At 50.1% G+C, this 23,572-nt stretch carries 24 protein-coding genes; 6 read left to right on the top strand and 18 right to left on the bottom strand.

The genetic code is table 11. The features are described from left to right. Positions 1–4 precede the first annotated feature (4 nt). Complete coding sequence (locus DQW12_RS04445) at positions 5–439, top strand: helix-turn-helix domain-containing protein (protein WP_113906658.1); 435 nt, start codon at positions 5–7, stop codon at positions 437–439. A 50-nt stretch (positions 440–489) separates the two neighbouring features. Here DQW12_RS04445 and DQW12_RS04440 read toward each other — a convergent pair whose 3' ends face one another. The 5 genes from DQW12_RS04440 to DQW12_RS04420 form a co-directional block, all read right to left on the bottom strand. After that, positions 490–1,863 carry a permease prefix domain 1-containing protein gene (locus DQW12_RS04440; RefSeq protein WP_198683903.1) on the bottom strand — a complete coding sequence of 458 codons (1,374 nt, stop codon included), beginning with the start codon at positions 1,861–1,863 and terminating at the stop codon, positions 490–492. Continuing rightward, a complete protein-coding gene (locus DQW12_RS04435) occupies positions 1,844–2,245 on the bottom strand; it encodes a PadR family transcriptional regulator (protein ID WP_113906656.1) in 402 nt (133 codons plus the stop codon). Before DQW12_RS04435 ends, DQW12_RS04440 begins: the two co-directional genes overlap by 20 nt. Positions 2,246–2,563: 318 nt before the next feature. Continuing rightward, entirely contained in the window at positions 2,564–3,283 is a 720-nt protein-coding gene (locus tag DQW12_RS04430; protein ID WP_113906655.1) for an SGNH/GDSL hydrolase family protein, read from the bottom strand. 12 nt (positions 3,284–3,295) lie between these two features. Beyond that, the gene (locus DQW12_RS04425; RefSeq protein WP_113907208.1) at positions 3,296–3,547 is read right to left on the bottom strand and encodes a hypothetical protein; all 252 of its coding nucleotides are present in this window, start codon (positions 3,545–3,547) and stop codon (positions 3,296–3,298) included. A gap of 109 nt (positions 3,548–3,656) precedes the next feature. Then, complete coding sequence (locus DQW12_RS04420) at positions 3,657–5,750, bottom strand: TonB-dependent receptor family protein (RefSeq protein WP_113906654.1); 2,094 nt, start codon at positions 5,748–5,750, stop codon at positions 3,657–3,659. Between the two features lie 186 nt (positions 5,751–5,936). Here DQW12_RS04420 and DQW12_RS04415 point away from each other — a divergent pair, with 186 nt between their 5' ends. Continuing rightward, positions 5,937–6,341: a hypothetical protein gene (locus tag DQW12_RS04415; protein ID WP_113906653.1), complete on the top strand. Its 405-nt coding sequence runs from the start codon at positions 5,937–5,939 to the stop codon at positions 6,339–6,341. Here DQW12_RS04415 and yghU read toward each other — a convergent pair. The 5 genes from yghU to DQW12_RS04390 are packed head-to-tail and all read right to left on the bottom strand — an operon-like array spanning position 6,331 to position 10,451. Continuing rightward, the gene (gene yghU, locus DQW12_RS04410; RefSeq protein WP_113906652.1) at positions 6,331–7,200 is read right to left on the bottom strand and encodes a glutathione-dependent disulfide-bond oxidoreductase; all 870 of its coding nucleotides are present in this window, start codon (positions 7,198–7,200) and stop codon (positions 6,331–6,333) included. The genes DQW12_RS04415 and yghU overlap by 11 nt on opposite strands. A gap of 8 nt (positions 7,201–7,208) precedes the next feature. Next, positions 7,209–8,471 (bottom strand): ATP-binding protein, encoded by a 1,263-nt coding sequence (locus tag DQW12_RS04405; protein ID WP_113906651.1) that lies wholly within the window; start codon positions 8,469–8,471, stop codon positions 7,209–7,211. A 3-nt stretch (positions 8,472–8,474) separates the two neighbouring features. After that, positions 8,475–9,182 (bottom strand): response regulator, encoded by a 708-nt coding sequence (locus DQW12_RS04400; RefSeq protein ID WP_113906650.1) that lies wholly within the window; start codon positions 9,180–9,182, stop codon positions 8,475–8,477. Beyond that, positions 9,182–9,616: a DUF3019 domain-containing protein gene (locus DQW12_RS04395; RefSeq protein WP_113906649.1), complete on the bottom strand. Its 435-nt coding sequence runs from the start codon at positions 9,614–9,616 to the stop codon at positions 9,182–9,184. The genes DQW12_RS04400 and DQW12_RS04395 overlap by 1 nt, the downstream gene beginning before the upstream one ends. Then, complete coding sequence (locus DQW12_RS04390; protein ID WP_113906648.1) at positions 9,576–10,451, bottom strand: MipA/OmpV family protein; 876 nt, start codon at positions 10,449–10,451, stop codon at positions 9,576–9,578. Before DQW12_RS04390 ends, DQW12_RS04395 begins: the two co-directional genes overlap by 41 nt. A 202-nt stretch (positions 10,452–10,653) precedes the next feature. Between DQW12_RS04390 and DQW12_RS04385 the strand changes: the two genes are divergently transcribed. Further along, positions 10,654–11,991: a serpin family protein gene (locus DQW12_RS04385; RefSeq protein WP_113906647.1), complete on the top strand. Its 1,338-nt coding sequence runs from the start codon at positions 10,654–10,656 to the stop codon at positions 11,989–11,991. 65 nt (positions 11,992–12,056) lie between these two features. Here the strand turns inward: DQW12_RS04385 and DQW12_RS04380 are convergent, their stop codons facing one another. The 6 genes from DQW12_RS04380 to DQW12_RS04355 form a co-directional block, all read right to left on the bottom strand. Continuing rightward, positions 12,057–12,569: a DUF1648 domain-containing protein gene (locus DQW12_RS04380; protein WP_157957847.1), complete on the bottom strand. Its 513-nt coding sequence runs from the start codon at positions 12,567–12,569 to the stop codon at positions 12,057–12,059. After that, positions 12,569–12,988 (bottom strand): VOC family protein, encoded by a 420-nt coding sequence (locus DQW12_RS04375; protein ID WP_113906645.1) that lies wholly within the window; start codon positions 12,986–12,988, stop codon positions 12,569–12,571. The genes DQW12_RS04380 and DQW12_RS04375 overlap by 1 nt, the downstream gene beginning before the upstream one ends. Positions 12,989–13,009: 21 nt before the next feature. After that, positions 13,010–13,312, bottom strand: coding sequence for a helix-turn-helix domain-containing protein (locus DQW12_RS04370; RefSeq protein ID WP_113906644.1), 303 nt, complete (start codon positions 13,310–13,312; stop codon positions 13,010–13,012). 11 nt (positions 13,313–13,323) lie between these two features. Beyond that, the gene (locus tag DQW12_RS04365) at positions 13,324–13,788 is read right to left on the bottom strand and encodes a hypothetical protein (protein ID WP_113906643.1); all 465 of its coding nucleotides are present in this window, start codon (positions 13,786–13,788) and stop codon (positions 13,324–13,326) included. Positions 13,789–13,920: 132 nt separating this feature from the next. Continuing rightward, the gene (locus DQW12_RS04360) at positions 13,921–15,768 is read right to left on the bottom strand and encodes an ABC transporter ATP-binding protein (RefSeq protein WP_113906642.1); all 1,848 of its coding nucleotides are present in this window, start codon (positions 15,766–15,768) and stop codon (positions 13,921–13,923) included. 2 nt (positions 15,769–15,770) lie between these two features. Next, positions 15,771–17,084, bottom strand: a complete 1,314-nt coding sequence (locus DQW12_RS04355; RefSeq protein ID WP_113906641.1) for a mechanosensitive ion channel family protein — start codon at positions 17,082–17,084, stop codon at positions 15,771–15,773. A 213-nt stretch (positions 17,085–17,297) separates the two neighbouring features. Here DQW12_RS04355 and DQW12_RS04350 point away from each other — a divergent pair, with 213 nt between their 5' ends. Next, positions 17,298–20,255 carry a ligand-binding sensor domain-containing diguanylate cyclase gene (locus tag DQW12_RS04350; protein WP_198683902.1) on the top strand — a complete coding sequence of 986 codons (2,958 nt, stop codon included), beginning with the start codon at positions 17,298–17,300 and terminating at the stop codon, positions 20,253–20,255. On the opposite strand, the gene DQW12_RS04345 is transcribed toward DQW12_RS04350, so the two are convergent. Together DQW12_RS04345 and DQW12_RS04340 are read right to left on the bottom strand one after the other, a co-directional pair. Beyond that, complete coding sequence (locus tag DQW12_RS04345; protein WP_113906639.1) at positions 20,252–21,175, bottom strand: DMT family transporter; 924 nt, start codon at positions 21,173–21,175, stop codon at positions 20,252–20,254. The two genes, DQW12_RS04350 and DQW12_RS04345, sit on opposite strands and share 4 nt — an antisense overlap. A 12-nt stretch (positions 21,176–21,187) precedes the next feature. Then, entirely contained in the window at positions 21,188–21,748 is a 561-nt protein-coding gene (locus DQW12_RS04340) for a glutathione S-transferase family protein (RefSeq protein ID WP_113906638.1), read from the bottom strand. Between the two features lie 191 nt (positions 21,749–21,939). Here DQW12_RS04340 and DQW12_RS04335 point away from each other — a divergent pair, with 191 nt between their 5' ends. Next, complete coding sequence (locus tag DQW12_RS04335) at positions 21,940–22,482, top strand: phosphatase PAP2 family protein (RefSeq protein ID WP_113906637.1); 543 nt, start codon at positions 21,940–21,942, stop codon at positions 22,480–22,482. Between the two features lie 32 nt (positions 22,483–22,514). Next, positions 22,515–23,558 (top strand): glycosyltransferase family protein, encoded by a 1,044-nt coding sequence (locus DQW12_RS04330; protein ID WP_113906636.1) that lies wholly within the window; start codon positions 22,515–22,517, stop codon positions 23,556–23,558. The last annotated feature ends 14 nt before the right edge of the window (positions 23,559–23,572 follow it).

Raw genomic sequence — 23,572 nt, 5'->3', positions numbered from 1 at the left:
GCCCATGCTAGTCATTGCAGAAGTCACAGCAGAGATTAAGGCTTTAATTACCGAACTTAATCTTCGAGCTCCTTTGTTGCGCGAAATTCATAACAAAGCGGAGCATGAGCAGGCACTTTTGCTTATGGAAGCCTTGTTAGAAGATGATGAAACAAACTTAGTTGCCATTGAGGCGCTGGGGAACGCTATTGCGCGTTACGAATCACAAGCCGAATTATTCTCGGAATTTAACGAACAGCTTAATGTAAGTGATCCTGCGGTAGCGACGCTAATGGTATTGATGGAGCAGCACGGGTTAAATACCACCGATTTTGAGGCGGAAATTGGTAAGAAAAGCATGGTATCGCAGGTTTTAAAGGGGAATAAACGCTTAACCCGAGACCATATTGAACGGCTGGCTAAGCGTTTTCAAATCAGTCCCGCGCTGTTCTTTGGTTGAAACCTCACTTTCCGTTGATCCGAACGCTAGGCTCCGCCTCCGCATTTAACTTACGCAAAGCCAAATACCAGCGGAAATACCGCCACCACAATGAGCGCCCATGCGGCGTATACGGGCACATATCCGGTTTGCCAGCGTTCAATGCTGTGGAAACCGATACGTCGCCGCAAAAATTGACCGTAAAGCCACGCATAACCGGTCAAGCTCACCAGCAATACGATGTTTTCACCTAAGGCTGCAACTCGATTGGGGGTAAAGCCCATATGGGAAATGCGACCAATCATGGCACCGAGCGCCAATATATTCACGGCCAGCGCACTCACAATCAGGAGCAGCAGTAGCTTGTCAAAATAGTTTACCGGTGCCGCCGGCTCCCTAGACGACACGGCGTAAAGCACGAGCCCGAGCACCAACACCAGCATCAGGTCGAGACCAATCAGCAATTCGCGTTGAATGTCGAAGTTGCGCCCGGTGACCAGCATGGTGATTAAAAAGACCAAGAGTAAGGCGGCAAACATGGGGGTAAATAAGCGTGTAAGCACCGGTGCCATGTTTTCGATGGCCGACTGCTTTGCTTCCACCAACCAGCCTGCAACCACCACCGCACCCATAGCTCCACAGGGAATGAGCCAGAGCTGCACAAACCATTCCACATGAATGCCGATGAACGAAAACATACCGAGGGTGAACAAGGCGACAACAGCGCCGCCAAGGGCAATGAGCACATAATAAATAACGAACTCGCCGGAAAACCGAATGAAGTTCATTTGCTTTGCGGTACTTTGCCAGTAGTCGCCGGTGTACAACACGCCCACCAAGAACCAGAGCACAATGGGCACATGTAAAGCGGCAAGCAGTAAGGTGGAGTGGCTATTTTCTATGGCTTGAAAGGGGTAGAGGTTCAATACCAAGGCGAGCGCAACAACGCTGGCCGCCCACACTACAAAACCTGCCCTACCAAGCTCGCGTTTATACACGAAGTAGAACCCCAACATAGGAATGCAGAATAAACTGATGTTACGAATATAAAAGAATTCAGTGTCGGACTCGACCGGCGCAAAACCGAGTAAGTCGGGGAGCTTGAAGAGGGCGGCGGCAGCCACAGCTAATACCAGCACTACAATAAGATCGAGCGGATTTCGATGTGTTTCGGAAGCTTGAAATAAGTTGTGCCACAAACGCCCAGAATGCACTTCTGCGTATTGCTCACTGAGGTTGTTCACTTCCCCTACCCGCTTGCAGGCAATTAAGAAGGCTTCGTCGGCCTTTAACCCCGCAGCTGTGAGGGCTTCAATGTGGCTTTGTAAGTGGTCTTCTAGTTCGTCGAGATCTTCGCTTTTTAACGCCGGATTGCGCGCTAACTGGCTGCGCCATTGGTGCAAGCTTTCGGTGAGGTGAAATGGATTAGGCGGGTTGGAATTCATTGCCATTACCTCCTGAAGAGCGAGCTCCTAAAGAGCCAGTTTTTGCCGCATTGTTGAGGTTGTCCCACACTCGAGCGAGCGCGTTATTAATCATTTGCCATTGTTGTTGCTGCTGCGCCAAGCTTTTTAACCCAAGCTCGGTAAGGCCGTAATATTTTCGTTTACGCCCCGTTTCGGCAATCCGCCAACGTGCTTCCAATAGCCCTTGCTGCTCCAACCTGTGCAGCAGCGGATACATCATGCCTTCGGTCCAAGACAACTGCCCACCCGACAACATCTCTACTCGCTTCACTATTTCATAGCCGTAAGTTTCACCCTCGGCCACAATGCCCAGTACCAAAGGCGTGGACGAAGCCGCTACCAAGTCTTTTGAAAGATTCATTGCACCCACCTTTTTATGCCTAGTTGTTCTAGGTGTGCATTCTATGCCTAGAGAATCTAGGTATGCAAGGGATTTTAAATGAAGAGCTATAGGAGGCTGTGCTACAACTTCGCTCTGAAGCTGACGTTGAAGCTCAATTTGCCGCTCGACGTGCGGCTACTCAGCGTGCACTGAATACGACGAAATGAGCTTTATTCAGTGGTCAATTGAAGCAATTAGGGACCGGGAATTCATATACGATTATGTTGAATGAAAGTTATGTTCTAATTTATGACATTATGGACTCCCATGTGCGAATTTTGAGAATCTTACACGCAGCTATGCAGTGGCCTTAACTGCCTGCTCTGCCCAAATACGGGCGGCTTCTTTGGAGGGGTGATAACCGTCTTTGGCCATATACTTGGCTTCGAATGGAATATCGAAATTCAGAAAGTGGGTATTGGGCTGCCCTTGGCAATGGGTTTTCAGCGCCCGATTGAGTTGCTTGGCTTGTTGGCCTATAAACCAGCGCAAGGGCTGCGGGAGCGCTGGAAATGCGTGCATAGGCGGCAAGCTGGTATAAATAATCTGCTCGCTCCCCAGTTCAGTGGTTAAGTAGTTCGTAAGCTCCAGCAAATCTCGTTTCCACTGTGCTAACGGCGTTCGCCGCGTAACGTCATTCACGCCGACGGAAATCAAAACCTTGTTGAGCGGTTGGGTGGGAATGGTTAACGCGCTCGCCTTGAGTAAGGCGAGAATGCCGCTACAGGTTAAGCTTGACTGTGCGATCAACTGCCAATGTACGTCTCGCTGTTGTTGTAACTCTCGCACCCATTGACCACAAACCGCCTCTGTTTGCGTTTCGCAGCCGACACCGGCCGCAGCTGAGTCACCCAATACTAATACCGACCATGGTGCTGATTCCGCATTATTTGGGGCTGAAGTAAACCCAGAGCGCGGCCCCGCCGCTTCGGGTAAACGCAGGGTTTGGGCGCGAACGCGCTTGCCTTGGTGTATCAGGAGCGGCGCAAGTACGAACATACTAAGTTTACTGAACATGACACGGATGCCCTATTTCACAGTGACTTTACCACCGATAATTTTAAATGCTGGCGCACCTCGAATCATGGTTTCGCGGGCGAATGTTTGTTCACATTGAGGACATACTCCAGCCTTGGTTGTCTGGTCTTCGGTAATGCGTTCAACGAAACATTTTACCAGGGCACCCTTACCGCCCTTCCTATATTTGTAAAGAAGGGTTTTGCACGCAGCGCAGGAAATGTTGACGGAGCGTGTGGGTAGTTTTTTACGAGGTTTAGCCATAGCGCTATTGTACGCATGCACTAAGAACAAACAAGCCAGATATGAAAACACCGCCGGTGGCTCATCCACGGGCGGTGTTCCTTCCGGCGGTCAGGTGTTTCGCTAACGCTTAGAAGCGGTATCGCACACCGGCTTCTACGCTACGCTCTGGCCCTACATAAATACCTTGGCGTAAGCCGGCAATATAGCGCTTGTCGGTTAAGTTTTTCACTGAACCGTATAGGGTAAGGTTAGGCATGGCTTCATACTGAGTCATAAAGTCGTACACGGTATACGACGGCATGAGGCCTCCCCAAATACCACCCGCCGCTCCAGTGGGTATGGCTTCCAAATTACTTGGGTCGCCATACTGTTCGCCACGGTAGTGCGCCACCACGGCAGCATTAAGTTTATTGTTGCTGTAGTTTAAGGCTGCGTTTGCTACCCACTCCGGAGCGTAGGGCAAGCGGTTACCGTTAAAGTCGCCGGTGGTGAACTTCGACTCTGGAATCCAAGTTGCGTTGGTGTCGACACTAAAGCCTGCACCTAAGTTTACGGCGACTTGAAATTCCATACCGTAGTGTTCTGTTTCACCTGCATTCGACTGTGACAAGTTCGGGTCGCTGTTACCGGTGACCACTTGGTTGGCAAAATTCATAAAGAATGCTGCAACTTCGTAGTTCACGCGTTCTGCGCTCCCGCGAATACCAATTTCATAGTTGGTAGAGCGTTCGCCGTCGAGGTTTTGGTCGGTAAGGCCGTCGAGCGCTACGCCATTTGAGGCCGGCGAGAATGCACGGTAAACACCGCCGTAGAGCTGCATAGACGGAGTAAGTTCATAGGTTGCGCCCACGCCCGGAAGTACTTCGGTGTTGGTGGTTTTTGCCGACGCGTTATTTTGCGTTAATACCACCTGTTGCTGCTCGTAGCTTTCTACGCGAACGCCCGGTGTTACCGCGAAACGGTCAGAAAACTCGAAACGCGTTTGCCAATAACCGGCGTAACTTTCTGCCGAGTCGATACGGTGGCGGTTATTCACGCCGGTGCGGTCTTGATCACGCGTGGCGACAATGCGAGTGTCGTCAGACTCTTCTTGCATATAGCGAAGGCCGAACTCTGTACGTGCTTCTGCACCCATAAGGGTATGGAAAATACCTAAGCGTGTTTCTACACCGAAGCGCTCAAAAGCGCGGTTATTACCGGTGAGGCTGTCGGTGTATACCCAACGGCCGGCGTCATTCGAGGCTGCGGTGTCTACTCCATAACGCCAGTAATCACGCGACACATTGCTCCAATACGCGAGGGTTTTTAAGGTGATGTTACCGCTTAAGTCCCATTCATGGTTTACGTCGAAGGCAACCCTGTCTTGAATATAGTAGTCGTCTGGCGCGGGGTTATAGGTTTCACCCGCAAGATAGTCGTCGAGCAATAAGCCACGGTACGAAATGTTGGCGGTGTTGTCGTGGTAGGAAAACTTCATGCCCACGCGTTGGTTATTCGCTAGGGCCATGCCCGCCTTCACCATAATGTCGGTCATGTCGTAGTCTTTATCCATAAAGCCGTCGCTGCTGGCGCGGCTTGCCACTACACCCATGTAGGCGTCGCCGGAACTATTCGTGTTGCCTGCTTCTACGGTAAGCTCGCGCATGTTAAACGAACCGGTACGTGCGGAAACGGTAACCCCGTCGTCTGGGGTTTTAGTAATGTAATTCACCACGCCACCAATGGTGGAGGGGCCATAGCGTAAAGACGCCGATCCTTTCAAAATTTCGACGCCGCCCATGCGTTGAATACGCGGGTTGTAATAGCGGTCATTGCCAATGAATAAGCCGGGTGCTACCGGTACGCCGTCTTCAAGCACAAGCGACTTCGACTCGCTGGCCGACAGGCCACGAATACCAAAGTTGGCAACAATCGAGGTTTCTTCTTCGCCTTTCACGTTAATACCGGCAATGCGGCGCAACACGTCTTCGGTCGACAAGGGCTGCACGCGTTCAATATCGTCTTGGTTTAATACAATAACCGAGCCGGTTTCGTCGTAACGGTGAGCGGCACGTTCGCCTACTACACGAATAACCTCCATGCGGGGGGAAACGGTTTCTTTGTCTTCGGCCTGCTCGTTCTCAGCCTCGCTATTTTGAGCAAAGGCATTCAAAGAAAAGGGCAATGTTGCAAGCAAAACGGCTTGAGCAACTAGAGAGCGACGATAGTTTACAGCGCGCATAATGGTCCTCAATGATGTGTAGGATTGGAAAACGAGCGCATATTAAACGTTAATGAGAATGATTGTCAATAAGATTTCTTTTTGATCTTTGCTTGCGCTTGGGTAGTGCGCTGAATGTGCGTGAGTGGTATTATTTTTTTTAAGCTAATTCAATAACCTTGGGATTTTATGCGTTACGTTGATCGAATGAATAAAATTAGCCGCCGCACACGTTTTTTAATTTTGCTGGGTGGCTTTGGCGCGTCGGTGCTGGTTTGGGGCACCGAAGTGCTGCGTTATACCGGCAGTTGGGTATTAATGATGTGGTTGTTGTTTCCAGACATGTGGAGCAGTAAATTGCCTGCCGACAAAACTAAAGATATGCTTGGCCTGTTGTCTCGCGAGGGCGACTTATTGCGGGTCGGTATGGAAGCCGTAAGCCTCGATATCGTGAGAAAAGTAGCGCTCAGCGAATACGACGAGCGCTATGGTTATATTCAGTTTCCTTACACTTCGAAATTTAGTTCCGACTATCTATTCCCCATTGAACAAATGCCACAAGTGCGTGAATGGTTTGCCACTCACGCACCTGAACTCGAGATTATTCGCTAGCGCGTTTGTCTTCTGTTTGGGTGAGAAAGTCGTTAGCATTGTGGCGTTCGCGTAACTGCTCGCTGGGTTCGCCCCAGCTTTTGTTAACAATGCGGCCACGTTTTACCGCCGGGCGCTCGGCTATCTGGTTACACCAACGCAGCACATTTTTATAGCTGTGCGCCTCGATAAATTCGGCTGCTTCATACACCTCGTTTTTCACCAGAGCGCCGTACCAAGGCCAAATGGCCATGTCGGCAATGCTGTAGTGCTCGCCGGCAATAAATGGGTTTGTTGCCAGTTGTTTGTCGAGCACGTCGAGCTGGCGCTTTATTTCCATGGTATAGCGATTAATTGGGTATTCGTACTTTTCGGGTGCATAAGCGTAAAAATGGCCAAAGCCGCCACCGAGAATAGGAGCGCTGGCCATTTGCCAAAACAGCCAGTTTAAGCATTCGGTTCGCTCTGCCGGCGTGGTGGGCAAAAACGCGTTAAATTTTTCAGCCAAGTACAGCAAGATAGAACCAGACTCAAATACACGTGTTGGTTTTTCGGTGCTGTAGTCGACTAAAGCGGGTATTTTGGAGTTCGGATTTGCCGCCACAAAACCACTGCTAAACTGTTCGCCTTCTAAAATGTTAATAATCCACGCGTCGTATTCTGCTTGTTTAATGCCCTTTTCCAGCAGCTCTTCAAGCATTAGGGTTACTTTTACTCCGTTTGGCGTTGCTAAGGAATAAAGCTGCAATGGGTGTTTACCAACCGGCAGCTCTTTTTCGTGGGTGGCTCCTGCAATAGGCCGATTAATAGCAGCAAACTTGCCGCCGCTTTCTCGGTCCCACTGCCAAACTTTAGGTGGTGTATAGCTGTTGTTAGACATAATGCTCCTCAATGAATATGTTCTTGGCGCGCGGCGGTATGTTTTACCGGTAGTATTAAAGAAAACCGCGCGCCGCCGAATGGGCTTGTATCTATTCGTAATTGGCCGTGATGCCATTCTACAATGCGGGCAACAATGGTTAGCCCTAAACCCACGCCGCCCGACGCTTTAGAGCGGCTCTCTTCCAGGCGAACGAAGGGCTGTAAAATTCGCTGTCGATCCGGCTCGGCAATACCCTCTCCGTCGTCGTCTACATGCACATAAACATGCTCTTTGCGTGCTTCTGTGATTACCTGTACTTTGGTTTTCGCGTGTCGGCGCGCATTTAAAATTAAATTTTGCAGCGCTCGCTCTAAGTAATGGCCGTCTCCGGCAAGCCATAATTCGTGCGGGCTCTTAACTTGTACAGCAGGGCCGGGCATTTGGTTTAGTTTTTCGGCTAAGTTTATAGCTAACTCAGTAATATTTACTGTACTGACATGAAGCAAGTTTTCTTGGCCCTCAAGCTTGGCGTAGTCGAGCAAGGTGTCGACTAACTGTTCCATTTCAACTACGTCTTCCTTTAACATTTCTACGTTGTCGCCTTTCTCAGCGCGCATAGCCAGTGAAAATTTCATTCGCGCTAGCGGTGTTCTTAAGTCGTGGGAAACGGCACGGGTGAGTTCCCTTTGCAGGCTCAGTAAATGTTTAATCTGGCTTCGCATGCTATTAAAGCTTTTCGCTAACGGTTGAATAAGTGAGCGTTTCGACAACATAAAGGGTTGGTCTTGCTGCTGGGGTAATTGGCCAAGGTGCTTTTCGAGTAAGCGTAAATCGCGAGTTAGCGGCCAAATCCAAAAGCTCGCCAGTAGCGCCAGCAAAATAAAATAAAGGACATGGTACCAATAGGTTGGTGCAGCCACAGGTTCGCCAATGGGCCCAACCCGCCATAATTCAGAAGAGCCGGTAGCGCTTTGCCGTTGTTGGTACAAATAGATTTGCTGCATGCTGTTAAAAAGCACAATGGTTTCACCGGCAGCAAGCCGTTGCTGCTCTTGTTCCGGCCAAGCAACCGAATTTAAAGGCAGAATAATCACCTCGAGGCCGAGCAGCTCACTTACTTGCTCCGCATTGCCAAGGCGGTTGGCGCTAAATGCAATGGCTTCTGAAAAAGGCGCAACCCACTCGGGTGTTTGTGGCTGTTTGTCGCGCCATACTTGCTCCAAGCTCCAGCCTAAGCCGACAACCGCAAAGAGTAGGAATATATAGAACTGAACTAGCAGCCTACGCACGCGTTACTCGCTCCAAGCTTCAGGAACCAGTAAATAGCCTTTGCCCCAAATGGTTTTCAGCATTTCTGGTTTTTGGTGGTCGTCACCAAGTTTCTTGCGAATATGCGAAACGCGCATGTCTACGGTGCGGTCGAGGCCGTCGTATTCGCGGCCTATAATGTCGCGGTGAATTTGTTCTCGGGTAACCACAGTGCCTGCGCGCTCAGCAAGGTACAACAAGAGTTCAAATTCATGGCTAGTGAGATCGAGCGCTTGGTTGTGAAGTGTTGCTACGCGGCTTTTGGGTTTTAACACTAAGGCACCAAAACTTAACTCGGCTGCTGCATTTTGCACTTTGTGGCTTACGTCGTGCGTGCGCCTTAACAAAGCGTTAATTCGCGCCACCAAAACGCGCGGTTCCACCGGCTTTACTACATAATCATCAGCACCTAACTCTAAACCGAGCACTTGATCAATGTCACTTTGGCGCGCGGTAAACATAAGTATCGGGCCCTGAAAGGTTTGCCGTAAGTCGCGGCACAATTCAAAACCGTCGCGGCCCGGTAGCATAAGGTCGAGAATAATAAGGTCTGGCTGCATGCGTTGAACCACGTGCAGTACACGGTCACCACGCGGCTCCCAACTCACACTGAAGCCATTCTGCTCTAGGTAGTCGAGGATCAGGCGGGCTAGTTTTTGGTCGTCTTCTGCAAGAACAATCTTCTTGTTCATTAAAAAACACTCCAAGGGCTGCCGAGTCGGCGCCGGGGTTGTAAGCTTTGAACACTAATAAACGCTTCCGCTACAATAGCACCACTTTCGTCGGTAATGCTTATGGTTCCTTCACTCGGCCAGTCAATTTCGCCTTGCCACTGCGCGCGACTTTGCGGTTGCCAACACTGTAACAAACGGTTGTTTACATACGCACAGGCTTGAATTTGTCGTTCCGCTTGCCACCACAGTGTGAGTTCCTGCTCGCATTTGTCTTTTGGCGTTTGTGTTACACACACGGTAGGTACAATGCGCAAACAAAACGGGTTGTCGCACAGCGGCTCATCTTCGTTGGCAAGAACGGTGCTGGCGAACAAACCGAGCAGCAGTACCCCGCCGGCTATTTTAAGGCGCTCAAAAACGATAACCCACCCCCAAAAATACCGAGTGAACACTGGTGTCGCGCACCAGTGGGCTGTCGCTCATGCCGCTACCTAACCATTGTTTACGCGCAAAACCGAGCATGCGCCAGTGACCATTCAGCGGGTAGTTCCAATACAACCCCACGGAGGGTTGTAACACCGATTTACCGGCGTAGGAGTAAGCGTTTTCAAGCGCGCTCACGCCGTAGTAGTAGTCAATCAAGGCGCTACTTTTCCAGTCGAGGTCGGCACGTAAGGTCCACTGACCGAAGTTGCTATTGACCATGCGCGAAAGTTGCACTTGTGCGTTGTGACCACCGTGTCGGTTGGTAACGTCGGTCCAGAGGTTGGCACGCACTAACCAGCGACGATGCGGCTCCCAGTCGAGTTGGATGCCGCCGTCGAGTGACCAGTCTCGTGACTGCAGGGTTTCAACGGTTACCGAACTTTGCTCACCGCCGGCCACTACGCCCTCGTCGAGGGGAACACTGAGCGTTTGGCCTTGCCCAGAGCGTGGCGCAAATGGGTCGCTCAGCCAATTGCCCAAATAGCGGCGGCTAAAATAGGCGCGTTCCGGATTAAGGCGAACCGCGAGGCTCCATTCATAAGTGGGCTTTTCGTAGAAATAGAGCCCCAAGCGACCATTGTCGAAGTAGAGCTTTTCGCCGTAATAAAACACCTCGGGCAGCACCACTAAGGGAATATCCTCGCCACCATAAAGTGGGTTCGAACGTTCGCCAACACCAACGGCAAGCCCAATGCCCCAAATAGAGCTTTGGCTGGGCGTTTGCTCCGGGCTAGGCTCAGCTGCCTGTGCTGCAAAACAGGCCAAAAGCAACAACATACAGGCCCGTTGGATTACATTCATGCGTTTGCCTCGTGGTATTCGTTCGGTATGGAGCGACTTTAGCAAAGGGCGCAGAGCTTAGCAGCTACGGCTGACATTCTTTTACAAAGTGTGGGTATATTTTAACAGTTTTTCAGCCCCGCTGTTTCTATGCTGTTACTACTGATGAAGCATTCTGACAGAAAAATGCTACCCAAAGTACGATAAAAAACGGAGGCAAATTATGCATTTATTTAACTTAAAACGAAGCCGAATATTACTCAATATGACCGCACTGAGCGTGGCGTTGAGTGTGGGGCTAGCCGGTTGTAATGGCAGTTCCGAAAACGAACAAGCAGCGTCTCAGCCTGAATTTGAGGCCGTGATGTCGAGCGTTCCTCGCCATACTGCCAGCGTGGGTGCGCCGGAATTTAATACCTTTATTCAGAACAATACTGAGTTTGCTCTTTCGTTTTACCAGAGCCTTGCGAATACGCCAGAAACGAAGGGCAAAAATGTGGTGTACAGCCCCTACTCTATTTCCACCGTAATGGCTATGGCCTATGCCGGTGCCGCAGAACAAACGGCTGAACAAATGGCCAGCGCACTTCACTTTCAACAAGCCACAAACGCAGTTCATGAAGGCTTTAACGCGTTAAGCCAAGCATTAGCGCAGCGGAATAGGCAACTGCAAGCAAACTACGGCGTAGCATTGAATAACGCTAATGTTCTGTGGCTGGACCAAAATACAGAGCCGCAGTTGGCTTTACTCGACACCCTTGCAGGTTATTATGGTGCGGGGGTGCATTTGTCTGATTTCTACGGCGCCCCTGAGTTGGCACGCAAAAGCATTAACCAATGGGTAGCCGAGCAAACCAACGACATGATTAAACCGCTAATTCCAGAAGGGCAAATAAGTAGCGACACTGCGTTTGTACTGGTGAATGCTATTTATATGAACGCCCAGTGGCGAGCGCCCTTCACCACCAGCCCTGAATATTCCGAGCCTTTTTATACCGGCAATGGCGAGAGTGTGAATGTGCAAATGATGCGGCAAGTAGAGAGCATGGGTTATGCGCAGTTACCCGGCCTTGAGGTTGTGCGCTTGCCTTATGCCGGCCATGAGCTTTCCATGGTAGTGATGGTACCGAACGCCGGAGAATTTGAGCAGTTCGAACAAAACCTTACACGTGCTCAGCTCGAACAGGTGCGTAATGCCTTACAAAGTAAAGTTGTCGACTTCGGCTTGCCCGCCTTTTCTTTCACCACCCAAGCTCGCTTAAATGAACTACTCAGCGAGCGGGGTATGGAGCATGCCTTTAACCCCGCGCTAGCCGACTTTTCTGGCATAAACGGCGCTTACAACCTCTATTTAACCGCTGTTCAGCACATGGCTGCGATTCATGTAAATGAAAAAGGCACCACCGCGTCTGCAGCGTCGGCCGCTATAGGTGGAGTAACCAGTATTCCGGTTGCAGAAGCGCAGCTTACCGTTGATCGGCCATTTTTATTTGCAATACAAGACGACGTAACGGGGGCCCTCTTGTTTTTAGGCCGCGTGCTCAATCCTGCTGAAGAGTAAGGCTTTGTCACTCCGCCCTTGCGGTAGTTTGGCTTGGGCGGAGTTTTTTTGCTTGCTAGTACCCATTACTGGGCTTTGAACATTTTTCCAATGAAGTAAAAAATGCCAGCAAAAAGAATGGCCAAGAACAACAAAATAACGCCTACAGCTCCTGCGGCGTTGGCAATTCCCAGTGCTGCTTGTATGTACACATGCGTAATGAATGCCGACAAAGTAAGCAGTACGGCGGCAACAAACCATAATAGGCAATTACTAATACCGTAAATCCGCGGTGCATTTTGTTCGGTCAAATGAACGGGGTAATTATGTTTGTGAGGCCATTTGGTGAGCCAATTCGCACCAAAGAATACTACCACCCCAATAGCCGGTAAGAGCCAGATCCAGATTTTACTTCCCATGCCGCGAAATTCTCCTGCGGCATTAAAGTTCTGCGGAATTTGCTCGGGCAAATTACCGTAATGAAACGCCGGCATAAGCACGAGGGCTAACAAAGCAAGGCGCGCAACTTGTTGAAAGAAGCGCTGCACATTGCTTTGTTCGGCTTGTACCCGTGGCGGATACGGACCGCTTGTCATCATTACCAGCTTCCGGTGTTTTCCATGGACACCCATGGCTCTTGTGGCGGCAATGGCTCGCCTGCTTGCAGTAACTCAATGGAAATGCCGTCGGGTGAGCGCACAAATGCCATATGCCCGTCACGTGGTGGACGGTTAATGGTTACTCCCATGTTTTGTAAGTGCTCACATAATTCGTAAATGTTTTCCACCCGATACGCCACATGACCAAAATTACGGCCACCCGTATATTCTTCGGGGTCCCAGTTGTAGGTGAGTTCTAGTTCGGCTTCGGGGTCGCCCGGTGCCGCTAAATAGGCAAGGGTAAAACGCCCTTTTTCGTAGTCTTTCTGGCGCACGAGCTCGAGGCCTAAACCGTCGCGAAAGAACGTTAACGAAGCGTTTAAATTGCTTACGCGAACCATGGTGTGTAAATACTTCATTGAATACTCCTATTTTCAGAATTACTGCAGCACTAGCGTAAGCACTACACCACTTGCAAAACCAATTCCAACGGCAGCTAAAATAGCAACAACAAAACCGGTACTGTATGGGCTACTGCGGCGTTCGGCTGTATTCACCAGCAGCTCGTCGCGGGTAATCTCGAGTACAGCGCATAATGCATTACAGGTTTCTACTGAGGCTTGGCCTTGGCTTTCTACCCGTTGAATAGTACGCAGGCTTAACCCCGTAACTTCGGCTAATTGCTGTTGCGTCCAGCCGCGCTGTGTTCGTGCTTCTTTTACTACAGACGTGTGAATAATCATAGCCTGCTCCCTTATGAAAAGAAGCCGACAACAAAGCCAACTCCAGCGCCAAAAAGGAAGAAAGGTAGCAAAGAGAGCAAGAATTTACGCCAAGAAAACTTCTCTTTTCCTTTTTTGTCTTCCATCGCGCCCAAGGTTAACATGTAGTTAATTTCGTCTTGATCAATTAACAGGCCATTGGCGCGCAGTTCAATGTAATAAATACCTTGGAACAAGCATTTCCAGTTACGCACGCCCACTTCAACTTCGTAGTTGGTACCCTCGTATGTGAAGCGATGGGTGTTTTTGAACCGCCAGCTGCGACTATGGGAAACTAACTCACCGTTAATATATATTTCTTCTTTGCCACTAAAGCTTGAAAACCAAAGTTTAATGGTTCGCCCTTGGTGTTCAAAATACACTTCACACGCGGAAAGCTTAATGTTCTTCTCGTTGTTTTGTGCGGTGGTGTCGCTGTTGTGATTATCGTTATTCATTTGTTGTTTCCTGCATACGGTTAAAAGACGTATGCATTACATCTGTGTTGGTTCTTAAAATCGCCGTCAGCCTGCCGACAGGCAGCAAACTGGCGTATGACAGTTTGCCGCCAGTTATTGTAAATCAATGGGTTATGTTTTTGTGTCGTCAAGTTCGGTGGCAATAAAACCGCCCGACTGGCGTTTCCAAAGTTGTGCGTAGAGCCCATTTTGCGCCAGCAATTCCTCATGGCTGCCGTTTTCAATGATTTTTCCTTGCTCCATTACAATTAAGCGGTCCATTTGCGCAATGGTGGAAAGCCGATGTGCAATAGCAATAACCGTTTTTCCGTGCATAAGTTGATACAAGTGATCTTGAATAGCGGCTTCTACTTCGGAATCGAGCGCAGATGTCGCTTCGTCGAGTATTAAAATAGGCGCGTCTTTTAACATAACGCGTGCAATTGCTACCCGCTGGCGTTGGCCTCCTGAAAGCTTCACGCCACGCTCGCCCACATGAGAGTCGTAGCCGGTTCTGCCGCTCGGGTCGGACAGCTGTTCAATGAAGTCATGGGCATGCGCCCGTTTCGCTGCGCTTATCATGTCGCTTTCGCTAGCGTCGGGGCGACCATACAAAATATTGTCGCGTACCGAACGGTGCAATAAGGAGGTGTCTTGGGTCACCATACCAATGTGCTGGCGCAGGGTGTCTTGCTGAACCGTAGCTATGTTTTGCCCGTCGATAAGAATCTCGCCACTTTGTACGTCGTAGAAGCGTAAAAGAAGATTCACTAAGGTTGATTTGCCCGCGCCAGAGCGACCGACAATGCCAACTTTTTCGCCAGGCTTAATGTTGAGGTTTAAGGCTTCGAGTACCCCGCTTTCTTTGCCATAGTGAAAGCCCACATTGCGAAATTCTATTTGCCCTTGCTGAACTTCGAGTGCTGGCGCATTGGGAATGTCTTCCACAGTGCGAGAAACGGCGATTGAATTAATACCGTCTTGAACCGTGCCTATTGCTTCAAAGAGCTGGGTAAGCTGCCACATAATCATTTGCGACATGCCAAATAAGCGCAGCACAAGGCCGATAATAATAGCGACCGCGCCCAGTGAAACGGCTTCATGCAACCACAAACCAATAGCTAGCGCCGCTGAACCGAACAACAGTAAACAGTTGATGACATAGAGCCAACCATAAAGCTTGGTAACCAAGCGCATTTGCTTGTGCACGGTCACGAGAAAGTCGTCCATACCTTCACGGGCAAAACGAGTTTCCCTGTTACCGTGGGAAAACAGCTTGACCGTTTGAATATTGGTATAGCTGTCGACAATGCGGCCGGTCATAATGGAGCGCGCGTCGGCTTGTTCTGCTGATACCTTGCCAAGCCGCGGCACAAAGTAGTAAAGCAGCAGACCGTAAACAATGACCCAAGCGAGTAAAGGCAACACTAAACGTAAATCGGCGCTACCAATAATGAAAAACATGGCAATAAAGTACACGCCAATGTAGTTCACTACTTCAATGAGGCTGACCACCACTTGCCGCACGGCCAAGGCGGTTTGCATCAGCTTGGTGGCAACGCGGCCTGGAAACTCGTCTTGGTAGTAGCTCATAGACTGCTTAATAAGGTAGCGGTGCACGAGCCAGCGAATGCGCATGGGGTAATTACCAAGCAGCGTTTGGTGCATAATGAGCGACTGGAACCACACTAATAGCGGTAAACCGAGCACCACAATGAGGCTCATACCCAAGAGTTTCAAACCCTCATTCGCAAGAAACTGGTCGCGCTCTTGCACCGACAACCAGTCGACAATGTTGCCGAGGAAGGCGAACAACCACACTTCGGTAATGGCCACTAACGCCATGAGTACCGCAACTGCAATAAGAAACCGTTCAGAACCGCGGGTGAAATGCCAGCAAAAAGCGAAAAATCCCTTCGGCGGCTGTGAAGGCTCTAAGGGCGGAAATGGGTCGAGTTTAGATTCAAACCAACGAAACATAATTAAGGTTTTTCCTGTTTCAAGGCCATGGCGAAGTCTTCGGCGGCAATGCCGTCGGGTAAAGATTTTAGATGCAAATCGCGCTGTGGGAACGGAATAGTAATACCATGCTCTTTAAACGCCTTCCAAATGGCGACCCGAACAGCCGAGCGAATGTTCTCTTGGCCGTTTTCAGGATCGGCAATCCAGCAGCGCAGCTCTAATGTCATGCCGCTGTCGCCAAAGTTAACAAAGTTGGTGCGCGGCGGTGGGTCATTTAAAATCCGATCCGAGGCCTTTGCACATGCGGTTACCAGTTCCATGGCTTTCTCCGGATCGTCGTTGTAGTCAATATCAACGCGTATTTTAATGCGAACGTTGGTGTCGGAGTAACTCCAATTAATCACCTCGTTAATAATTAAGTTTTCGTTTGGAATGAGGGTGTCTACACCGTCGCGGTTGCGCAATACAATGTAACGCGACTTCAGCTCTTGCACCCAGCCGAACTGTTCACCAATGGTAACTACGTCGCCCGGCTTAATTGAGCGGTCGAAGATCACAATAAAGCCACTAATAAAGTTCGCAGCAATACGTTGTAAACCAAAGCCTAAGCCCACACCGAGCGCGCCGCCAAACACGGCAAAGGTCGACATGTCGATACCCGCTGAACTGAGTGCCACCAGCACCGCAACAGTGACCAGTGCAAACTTGAGAAACTTCAATAACCCCACGCGGGCGGAAGCATTAATAACCGTGGTTTCCGCCAACCGATGTTCAATGGCCTTCGACACAAGGCCGGCAATACTGAGCGCAATAATAATAAGAGCGAACAACTTTAAGCCTGAGAGGATCGATAACCGCACATTACCCACAGAAATTGCTGCACTGTCGAGGGCTGCAAGTACGCCGGGTAGTAAGCCTGCGAGGTGAAGCCCTAGAACCAGCCAAATCATTAACCCGATAAAGTTTTCGGAAGCTTTTAACAAGGGGCCGCCAGAAATGGTTTTGCGTAACAGATACACGGCCAAGCGAACACCGGCAAAGGCAGCAACCAAAGGCAGTAAAAAGGTAATAGCAATACTTTCAATGCCTAGGCTAATAAACCCGAGCTCACCTACTTTTAACACCAACAGCAAAACTAACGGCCAAACCACCCGGTCGGCGCTCCGTAAAAGTACCCGCGCTATACCTTTGCTTTGCGTAAGACGGCTATTAAAAATACTTCGCCAACGCCGCGCAGTCATAATACTGAACAATAATGCGGTGAGAATAAGTGCAGCTTGCAGCAAGCGGTCGGTTTGAAAAAGCTGCGCCCCTAGCGTGTGTAGATGTTCCATAAGCAAAGCAACTGTCTTGAACTGTGGATAGCAGAATGATGAGGGAAAAGCCGCCAAAACGCTAGTGCCGGCGTGGTTTTCCTTTCCTTGAGAATGCTTTACTATGTGAACTTACCTAAAATAGTGAGTTGTTTATGCCTTTTCTTGCTCGAGCGCTGCTGGCGCTCTGCCTTACTTTATGTTTCTTCCCGAGTAGTGTGGCAGCAGAGCACCATGCCTTTGAGCGTTTCGCCGACGAACTCGGGCGGGCGCCAGTCGTCGGTATACGACATTTACAGAGACGCACAGGGCTTTCTTTGGTTTGCTGGCGATACCGACGGCTTATTGCGTTATGACGGCTACCAGCTCATTCGCTGGGAGGGCGACAACGAGGAACTTGATCGTGTGAGTTACTCGGCGGTATTGGTCAGTGCGAACGACCAGCTGTGGGCGGCTGCTTGGGGTTCGGGGTTATTTCTTTGGCAGCATGAGCAGAACCGGTTCCAAGTGTTCAATAGTGAAAATAGCGCATTACCCGACGACCGCGTTCAAACCCTGTTTGAAGACAGCTTAGGGCGAATTTGGGCGGGCACACTCAATGGCTTGGCGGTGGCGGAGAACGGTAACGTAAAGCGCGTGGAACCGAGTAGCCCTATATATGCAGAGCGCATTTGGCGCATGGCAGAATTTGATAATGCATTGTGGGTAGGAACCACCTCTGGCTTGTATCGTATGTCGATGAGCGGCGACAACTGGCAGCATTACATTCCCTTCCCCGAGCGTTTGGGCAACAACCGCATTAATGAAATTCGAACCATTCGGGTAGTGAATGATAGGCTCTGGTTGGGAATCGACGGCGGCTTGTTCGAATTCGATGTAGACCGCGGCGCGTTTATAGCGGTTGATTTTCCAGACGGCGCGAATTTAACGCCACCGCAAGTGAACACCCTTTATCCTGCAGGTAACAACCAGCTTTGGGTGGGCGCAGAGAGTGGCCTTTACCGCGTGAATATGAGCACCCACCGTTATATTAGCGACAACGAAGGGCACTTTATTCATGCCGCCGACTTGGATATTCGGCGTATCGCAACCGACACCAACGGCTCTTTGTGGCTGGGCGCGCGCGACCAAGGCATTTTGCAAAGTAGCATGCGGGGCAATAATTTCCGCAATACTGCAGCCTCCGTGCCGGCGGCTATTCAACCGCTGCTGCAACGTAATATGAGTGCCGTACATGTGGCTTGGAATGACGATATTTGGTTTGGTGTACCGAATGGCGTAGTTCGTTACCGCGCGGTTGATCAAAGTTGGTTCCATTGGCCCTATCCGGAAGGCAGTGCAGCACGTCGTGCGGAGAGCATCTTTACCGACCAAAGTGGCCGTACATGGATAGCTACGAATACCTCGCTCTATTTTATCGACGCGAAACCAGAGCCTCAGGCTACTGACTTTGTAGAGGCTACGGATATTTTGCGGGCGCTAAATATTGAGGCCACTGCAGTAACAGACATTTATCAAGATTCGCAAAAGCAACTCTGGTTCGGATTTTGGGGCCGCGGGTTAGCGAAAGTCAGCCAAGTACGGGGCACTACAGAACAGATAACCTGGGACTTTACCGCACTAGACGACTTACGCGGTGACTTAATTTACGACTTCATTGAAATGGACGGTGGAGGTTTGTGGATGCTTACTCGCTTTTCCGGCTTGTATCATAAACCACGGGGGGGCTCGCAGTGGATCTCTTTTACCGAGCTTTCGCACCGGCAAGGCTGGCAGGGTACGCTACCCAGCGACGGGCTATTGTGTTTGTTCTCGAATAGCGCTGGCGAACTTTGGCTTTGTAGTGAGTCGGGCCTCTTTCGTTTTAACATTGAAGGCCGCACTATAGAGCGGTTTACGCAAGCGAACGGGCTTCCTTCTGATCGTGTTCTCGGTATTACCAGTGCACCGGGCCTTTCCGCTGAAAATAAAGAACAATTATGGGTCACCACCAGCCAAGGGCTGTCGTTGTTTGAGCAAGAAAGCCAACAATTTCTGAATTTCGGTGTGAATGACGGTTTACCCGCAATGGAGTTTGTGCGCGCAGCGGTTGACGTGAACAGTCGCGGCCGTGTCATTGCAGGAACCGTTCGCGGCGCTGTAGATTTTCTACCGAGTGCGCTCGAGATTGACCGAACAGCCCCTCACGTGGCGTTAAGCCGGCTCTGGTTAAACGACCAAGACATTACCGGCAAGGTTCATTTTCGCTACCCCGAACTAAAGCTAAACAGCGACCACCGCAGCTTAGTGGTGCGCTTTAGTGTGCTCGACTTTAAAAGTGCGACCTATAATACGGGGCGTTATCGCGTGTTAGGGCTTAATAACGACTGGAGTACATGGTCGAATTTACGAGAGCTTACGTTTACGCAACTACCCCCTGGTGAGTTCACCATAGAAATTGAAGGCCGTAATAGTTTAGGAACGCGAGCACCGGAACCCTTACGCATTCAGGTAACGGTAAAAGGACCGTGGTGGGAGGCGCCATGGGTTTGGTTTTTAGGTGTATTGCTGGTAATCGTGTTGTCGGTAGGTATTACGCGGCTGCGCTTTTTGGCCTTGGCGCGTATGAACCGAAGGCTTGATCAGCAGGTAAAAGAGCGCACACAAGAACTAGAAACCTTGGCGAAGCAGCTGAAAGAACAGTCACAAACCGACTACTTAACGGGGTTACCGAACAGAAGAGCCTTTAGTGAAAAGTTTGATTGGGTGGTGGCACATTCGGCTCGCCACCAAGAGCCGCTGTCTTTGGTGTTGTTCGACGTCGACTATTTCAAACGGTTTAATGACACTTATGGGCACGAAGCGGGCGATCTCGTATTAACCTCACTGAGCAAGCTTTTACGTCGCCAATTACGGGAGCAAGATATTCTCAGCCGTTGGGGGGGTGAAGAATTCGCAATTCTATTGCCAAGCACTTCGCTAAAGGGGGCGCAGCAGGTATGCGAAGCGCTCCGTGCTGAGCTTGAACATATGAAGGTTGAATACCGCGGCGAAAACTTAAGCGTAACCGCAACCTTTGGTGTGTACGAAGGCAATACGCAAGACAAGTCGCTCGAGTTATGGATGCAGCGGGCCGATTTAGCGCTTTACCAAGGCAAAGAGAAGGGGCGTAATCAGGTTATGGCTTACAATCCGTCTTTTATTAAGAATTAAGGAGCCGACGGTGGTTCAATAGCTGCCGGTGGTGGGCTGCTCTCTTTGCGCTGCCACTGTTGAATCAACAACCCACAAACAATGAGCGCTAGCCCCGCTACAGTTGCCAGCCCAACGGGCTCGTTTAAAAAAACTTTAAGTAGCAACAACGAAATAAAAGGCGACAAGAAAATTAAGGTGCTAATGGTGGATGTGTTTTGCGTGAGGCGCATGGCATAGAGCCAAAGCACGAAGGTTACCCCCATTTCAAACACTCCCACATAACTAACGGCTAGCCAGCCTTGCCACGGAATCCCAGCCCAACCTTGCAAGGCTGATGCCGCCATAACGAGCGGTGGTGAAGCCAGCGCAAAACACAAAAATAACGTTATAACCGGGTCGCTCTGGTGTTTGGCGTTGAGTATCCAATAGCCCGCCCATAGGAAGGTAGACACCAATGCCAGCCCTACACCGGCCCATGCTATGTGTGCAAAGCTGTCGAACTTTCCTTGTGTAGCAATGATAGCAACCCCGGCGTACCCCAAAATACAGGCTACCCAGTCGCGCTTGCGAATACGTTGTTTGAGCACTACGGCCGCCAGCAAAGTAAGCGCAATTGCCCACGTATAATTGAGTGGCTGGGCCTGTGAGGCAGGGAGTAACCGATAAGCTTCAAACAAAATGAGGTAATAAATAGCTGGGTTGATGGCACCTAAAATAAAAAAATAAACCGGGTGCTTTTTCAGTGTCGGCCAAATGTGCCGTGCTTGCCCTTGTAATAGAACCCAACTGCCGATAACGAAGGCGGACACGCTCGACGCCGCTGCTACCATTTGCAACGGGGTTAAATATTGCAAGGTGATTTTAAAAGCGGTCGCCACCGTAGACCATAAAAGCACGGCACTAAGGGCGTACACTAACGCTTTGCGATCGGTATTCATGGTCGTTTGCGCTTAGCTCTTAGGGGGCGCAGTTGCCGAAAATACCGGTTGTGTATGTGCAAACTCGAGAACAGCGAGCAAGTTTGAATATTCCGACAGATCCAAGCGCTCTCGAAATAGAGCCCAGTCGAGAAAACAAGCTAAACGAATAGTTACGTCGTTCCAGCGAGGTGTTGTGCCCCAGTTGATAGCGTTGAGTTCGCTCAAAATGGCGTGTATACGGCTTTGCTGGCGCTCTAAGTAAGGAATTTGCTCGACAGTAAAGCCGTCGCGTTCGAGCAAAAACACATTAATACAGGTGTCGAGCGCGGTGTTGATCAGGCAATACCGGTCGAAGTCTACAAGATCGGTCATAAATTCGCTGCCACTGTGCTCGCGAATGTATTTTAAAATGCTCGAAGAGTCGTGCAGCTTGAGCTCACCAATGGTAAGAAAAGGAACGCGTTTGGCGGGGCTTCCTGCGGCACTTTGGCTATAGTCGGTTTCTACAAATTGATATTGTTCACCACATTCGTCTAATGCCACGCGGCAATGGCGAACAAAAGGTGATGTGTAGCTACCGTAAAGCTTCATGTGCTGTTCCTCGTTGTATTTGTGCGGACTCGAATCATGCCACTTCTGTTGAAAAAGCGCCAAGACATTTGAACAGATAAAGTGCAGCAATTGTTCATAAAACACTTGTTCATAAAATAATCACTCCGCCGTAACAAAACCTTCATGAAAAGTGGATAAGCTTGCCCGTAATTTAAGTAGAGGGCGACAGTATGCGTTGGTTAGTGAGCTTGCACCAAGCAGACGAAGCATTGTTTTACTGGCTATTTCGACACTTGAAAAAGCCTGGCGAAGGAAAACGCACAACCCTTGCGCGCTGGGTTTCGCGCAGTGGTGACGGTTATGGCTACGCGCTCGCCGTACTTATTGCGGTAATGCTGAATGATCCCGACGCACTCACTCTCCTTACGCTCTTATTGGTCGGCTTTGCCCTTGAGTTGCCCATTTATTGGTTCCTCAAAAATACCCTAAAGCGCCAACGACCTTATCAAAAGAACAGCAGGTTTAAGGCCATTATTGTGGCGCACGACACCTTTAGTTTTCCCTCGGGGCACACCACGGCTGCATTTATGTTTGCCGGTATGTGTAGTGTGCTGATGCCAACTTGGGCGCCGATTGTTTATGCCTGGGCTGCCGCTATCGGCCTTTCTCGGGTGGCGCTTGGTGTGCATTATCCGGGCGACATTTTGGCCGGCGCATGCTTAGGTTCGGGGCTTGCGTGGTTCACCATCGCACACGCAGGAAGCTGGTTATAACCCTAATGAAACAAAGAACATAGGACCTCGCTATGAAAATACTGGTAGGTATTCAAGGTACTGGAAATGGCCATTTAAGCCGTTGCCATGCATTAGCTGAAGTATTGAATAAAGACTCGCGAGTTGAGGTTGATTATTTGGTTTCAGGGCGCGCGCAGGAAAAGCTATTCGACATGGAGTCGTTTGGTAATTATGCATGGCGAGCCGGCTTAAGTTTTCAAGTGCGTGACGGGCGAGTGAGTTTATTTGACACTTTGAGCCAAAATCCGTGGTTACAGTTTTGGGACGATGTACGCAGTTTAGATTTGTCGCCCTACGATCTGGTGGTGACAGATTTCGAACCGGTGACGGCTTGGGCCGCGCGCCGGCAAGGCGTGCGCTGTATTGGCATGGGTCGTCAGTATGCCTTCTTTAAGTCTCTCAGCGACGTGCATATCAACCCGTTAAACCGCGCCATGTTGAAACAATTTGCGCCCTGTGACACGGTTCTGGGTATGCACTGGCAAAACAGTGGCGACCACGTGATCCCCCCCCTGATTCATGGTGCTCAGCATGTGCAGCCAGGAAGTGGGCAAGAGGTTCTGGTGTATTTGCCGTTTGAGCCTATCGAACAGGTGACACAACTGTTTAAACACTTCCCAGAATATCAATTCAAGGTGTACCACCCGGATGCCGTTCCCGGTGTAATTGGCAACGTAGAGTGTTTTAAGCCCTCGCGTACGACCTTCCCGATACATTTCGCACAGGCTTCAGGCGTGATTTCAAACGCGGGTTTTGAAACCAGCAGTGAAGCCTTAGCGCGTGGTAAAAAGTTGTTGGTGAAGCCCTTACATGGTCAGTTTGAACAAATGGCAAACGCGCGTTGCTTGGTTGAGCGGCAACTGGGAAGCCGTATGGTTGAATTGTCGCCGGGCGCTATTGAAGACTGGTTGGAAGACAGCAAAGCGGTACGAATTGAGTGGCCCGACGTAGCACCGATAATAACCGATTGGTTGGCGAACGGTGCGTTGGAGTCGGTTCGGTCGCTTAATCACAGGCTTTGGCGGGTGTCTGAAATAAGAAGAGCGGTGGCATAACCACCGCTCTTTTA

It is taken from the genome of Aliidiomarina celeris (assembly GCF_003316875.1).
In the GTDB taxonomy this organism is placed as follows: Bacteria; Pseudomonadota; Gammaproteobacteria; order Enterobacterales; family Alteromonadaceae; genus Aliidiomarina; species Aliidiomarina celeris.
This window is presented reverse-complemented; position numbering and strand designations above follow the sequence as displayed.

Excerpts from the sequence above, each read along its gene's own strand:
- DQW12_RS04445 (WP_113906658.1), top strand. The coding sequence starts at position 5 with ATGCTAGTCATTGCAGAAGTCACAGCAGAGATTAAGGCTTTAATTACC.
- DQW12_RS04440 (WP_198683903.1), bottom strand. The coding sequence starts at position 1,863 with ATGAATTCCAACCCGCCTAATCCATTTCACCTCACCGAAAGCTTGCAC.
- DQW12_RS04435 (WP_113906656.1), bottom strand. The coding sequence starts at position 2,245 with ATGAATCTTTCAAAAGACTTGGTAGCGGCTTCGTCCACGCCTTTGGTA.
- DQW12_RS04430 (WP_113906655.1), bottom strand. The coding sequence starts at position 3,283 with ATGTTCAGTAAACTTAGTATGTTCGTACTTGCGCCGCTCCTGATACAC.
- DQW12_RS04425 (WP_113907208.1), bottom strand. The coding sequence starts at position 3,547 with ATGGCTAAACCTCGTAAAAAACTACCCACACGCTCCGTCAACATTTCC.
- DQW12_RS04420 (WP_113906654.1), bottom strand. The coding sequence starts at position 5,750 with ATGCGCGCTGTAAACTATCGTCGCTCTCTAGTTGCTCAAGCCGTTTTG.
- DQW12_RS04415 (WP_113906653.1), top strand. The coding sequence starts at position 5,937 with ATGAATAAAATTAGCCGCCGCACACGTTTTTTAATTTTGCTGGGTGGC.
- yghU (WP_113906652.1), bottom strand. The coding sequence starts at position 7,200 with ATGTCTAACAACAGCTATACACCACCTAAAGTTTGGCAGTGGGACCGA.
- DQW12_RS04400 (WP_113906650.1), bottom strand. The coding sequence starts at position 9,182 with ATGAACAAGAAGATTGTTCTTGCAGAAGACGACCAAAAACTAGCCCGC.
- DQW12_RS04390 (WP_113906648.1), bottom strand. The coding sequence starts at position 10,451 with ATGAATGTAATCCAACGGGCCTGTATGTTGTTGCTTTTGGCCTGTTTT.
- DQW12_RS04385 (WP_113906647.1), top strand. The coding sequence starts at position 10,654 with ATGCATTTATTTAACTTAAAACGAAGCCGAATATTACTCAATATGACC.
- DQW12_RS04380 (WP_157957847.1), bottom strand. The coding sequence starts at position 12,569 with ATGATGACAAGCGGTCCGTATCCGCCACGGGTACAAGCCGAACAAAGC.
- DQW12_RS04375 (WP_113906645.1), bottom strand. The coding sequence starts at position 12,988 with ATGAAGTATTTACACACCATGGTTCGCGTAAGCAATTTAAACGCTTCG.
- DQW12_RS04370 (WP_113906644.1), bottom strand. The coding sequence starts at position 13,312 with ATGATTATTCACACGTCTGTAGTAAAAGAAGCACGAACACAGCGCGGC.
- DQW12_RS04365 (WP_113906643.1), bottom strand. The coding sequence starts at position 13,788 with ATGAATAACGATAATCACAACAGCGACACCACCGCACAAAACAACGAG.
- DQW12_RS04360 (WP_113906642.1), bottom strand. The coding sequence starts at position 15,768 with ATGTTTCGTTGGTTTGAATCTAAACTCGACCCATTTCCGCCCTTAGAG.
- DQW12_RS04355 (WP_113906641.1), bottom strand. The coding sequence starts at position 17,084 with ATGGAACATCTACACACGCTAGGGGCGCAGCTTTTTCAAACCGACCGC.
- DQW12_RS04350 (WP_198683902.1), top strand. The coding sequence starts at position 17,298 with ATGCCTTTGAGCGTTTCGCCGACGAACTCGGGCGGGCGCCAGTCGTCG.
- DQW12_RS04345 (WP_113906639.1), bottom strand. The coding sequence starts at position 21,175 with ATGAATACCGATCGCAAAGCGTTAGTGTACGCCCTTAGTGCCGTGCTT.
- DQW12_RS04340 (WP_113906638.1), bottom strand. The coding sequence starts at position 21,748 with ATGAAGCTTTACGGTAGCTACACATCACCTTTTGTTCGCCATTGCCGC.
- DQW12_RS04335 (WP_113906637.1), top strand. The coding sequence starts at position 21,940 with ATGCGTTGGTTAGTGAGCTTGCACCAAGCAGACGAAGCATTGTTTTAC.
- DQW12_RS04330 (WP_113906636.1), top strand. The coding sequence starts at position 22,515 with ATGAAAATACTGGTAGGTATTCAAGGTACTGGAAATGGCCATTTAAGC.